Genomic DNA, 2,676 nt, shown 5'->3' with positions numbered 1-2,676 from the left:
GCCCTGCTGCACATTACCGATCGCCAAAAACTCGAAAACTGGTTGTACAATCATTAAATAAAACTTCAAACGGCCTGCCACTTCCTAGGCCGTCTGAAATCAACATATCCATTTAATATAAAGAAAGGAAAAACTATGCCCATCCGTAAACTGACCGACACCCTCTATATCGCCCCCCAACTGACCGAAGCAGATGTCCAAGAAGCCGTACGTCTCGGCATCAAAACCATCATCTGCAACCGCCCGGACGGTGAAGAAGAAAACCAACCGGCTTTTGCCGAAGTGCAAAACTGGTTTAAAGAGGCTGGCATCAACCAATTCTCATCCCAGCCCGTTGTCGCGCCTCAAATCAACGCAGCCGATGTCGCAGCCTTCCAAAATCTGTTGCAACAATCTCCGGCTCCTATTCTTGCTTTCTGCCGCACCGGTACTCGCTGCTCCCTGCTTTGGGGTTATCATCAAGTGCAACACGGCGCATCCGTAGCCGAAGTAGTTGCCGCAGCCGAACAGGCTGGCGTCAACCTCAGCAACTTTGAAACCCGCCTGCAAGAAGCCAAAGATAAAGGTTTGGCTTAATACTTTATTTATATATAAGTAGTAGCCTTCAAACCAATCAGGCCGTCTGAAACCGATTATTCAGACGGCCTGATTGCCTTAGCTTATTTTTAATTTATTTCCACTATCCTAAAAATATATTTTCTAAATCAAGCCCGAATTGACCTGTATCAATACCCTGACCCTATTTTCATTTATAATGCCTTTCAATGATTCAGGGCCAAGCCCGAATCCTCCAGTTTCCTCGATAAGAGCCAGCTCTCTTATTAAATGATTTTTCTTTCCTCTTGATGTGTGTGTGTTTGGGTGTGGCCGAAAGCCACCCCCTTTTTTTTATACCTACCCCCTTTCAGGCCGTCTGAAAACTTTCAGACGGCCTTTCCTTTCCTCTCACAAAAATAGTATAAAATCCCCTTATCGTTCAAACCACAAACTCAAAACACCATGGTCAACAAACTCACTCCCCCTCCAAGCCTGCCCGATCCGCAAGACCTCCGCGCCATTATCGCTTACAACATGCGCCTCTACCGCGTTAATCACGGCTGGTCGCAAGAAGAACTGGCACGCCAATGCGGACTTGACCGCACCTACGTTTCCGCCGTCGAACGCAAACGCTGGAACATCGCCCTTTCCAACATCGAAAAAATCGCATCCGCGCTTAAAATCGCCCCTTACAAACTCCTCCTTCCGCCGCAAGAAATGCTCCGCCAAATGACCGAGCCTACCGATACCCAAGCCTAATTCACAGCCAGACACCATCATGCCCGCCGCCCAACAAGCCATCCAAATCTACCAGCAGCAAAAAGCCGCAGCAGAAACTGCCTACCGCCAAAACAACCGCCCTACCGCTTACTTCCGCGACCATATCGCCGCTGCTGAAACCCTACTGCAAACCCTCTGGCAAATCCACTTTCCCGACAGCAACGACATCAGTCTGATTGCCATCGGCGGCTTCGGACGTTGTGAACTCTACCCCCATTCTGACTGGGACTTAGCGATTATTTCCTCGGCCCCATTTTCAGACGGCCTGCAACAACAAACCGCCCAATTTATCCAAACCCTTTGGGACGCACGCCTCAATCCGGCCATCAAAAGCGGCAGCATAGAAGAAATCCTCCAAAGTACCCAAAACGACATTACCGGCGAAACCGCCTTTCTTGAAGCACGCCACCTACAAGGCGATGCCAAACTTACCGCCCAACTTCTAAACAAACTCAACACACGTCGCGACACAGCCGCCTTTATCGAAGCCAAACTCCTCGAAATGGAGCAACGCCATACAAAATCCCAAGGCACAGGCGCACAACTCGAACCCAACATCAAAACTTGCCCCGGCGGCCTGCGCGACATCCACACCCTTATCTGGACAGCCAAAGCACAAGGCATAGACAGCAACCCCACCGCCCTCGTTACCGCCGGTGTCCTCACACGCACCGAAGCCGGCATGCTGGCTCATGGCTACCGCCGCCTCGCCAACATCCGCATTCATCTCCACCTTACCGCCGACCGCCCCGAAGACAGGCTGCTTTTCGACTACCAGTCCCAAGTTGCCGAAAGCTTAGGCTATACCCAACCCGACATCCGCGGCAGAAGCGAAGCTCTGATGCACACCTTCTACCGCGCCACCAAAGCCATCAAACAACTCAACGGCATCCTCATTCCGGTTCTCAAAAACCATCAAACCTCCAGCCGCCCCCAACATATCCACCCCATCGACAGCCGCTACAAACGCATCGGCCACCAAATCGCCGCCAACGACCTTGCCCTGTTTGAACACAACCCCGAACACATCTTCACCATCATCCAAACCATGCAGGAGCAAAGCATCACCACCATCGAGCCGCAAACCCTGCGCGCATGGTGGGCGGCCACACGAAAAATCAACACCCGTTTCACCCAAAATCCAGAAAACCGCCGCCGCTTTATCCAATTCTTCAAACACGGTACCGGCCTCACCCAAACCCTCCGTTTTCTCAACCTCTACGGCGTACTTGGCCGCTATCTCCCCGCATGGGAGAAAATCACCGGCCTGCTCCAACACGACCTCTTCCATATTTACCCCGTAGACGACCACATCCTGACCGTCGTCCGCAATATGCGCCGTCTCGCCATCGAAACCCA

The 2,676-nt window shown here is 51.9% G+C and carries 2 protein-coding genes and 1 pseudogene; all 3 read left to right on the top strand.

Annotated elements, in window-relative coordinates:
• The first annotated feature begins 135 nt into the window (after window positions 1-135).
• Window positions 136-576, top strand: coding sequence for a TIGR01244 family sulfur transferase (locus ACTHS3_RS11385; protein ID WP_049336036.1), 441 nt, complete (start codon window positions 136-138; stop codon window positions 574-576).
• A gap of 423 nt (window positions 577-999) precedes the next feature.
• Entirely contained in the window at window positions 1,000-1,296 is a 297-nt protein-coding gene (locus tag ACTHS3_RS11380) for a helix-turn-helix domain-containing protein (protein ID WP_004519584.1), read from the top strand.
• A 19-nt stretch (window positions 1,297-1,315) separates the two neighbouring features.
• Window positions 1,316-2,676: pseudogene (locus ACTHS3_RS11375) on the top strand ([protein-PII] uridylyltransferase); the annotation flags it as partial.

This window comes from Neisseria sp. P0009.S007, from assembly GCF_051962515.1.
This window is presented reverse-complemented; position numbering and strand designations above follow the sequence as displayed.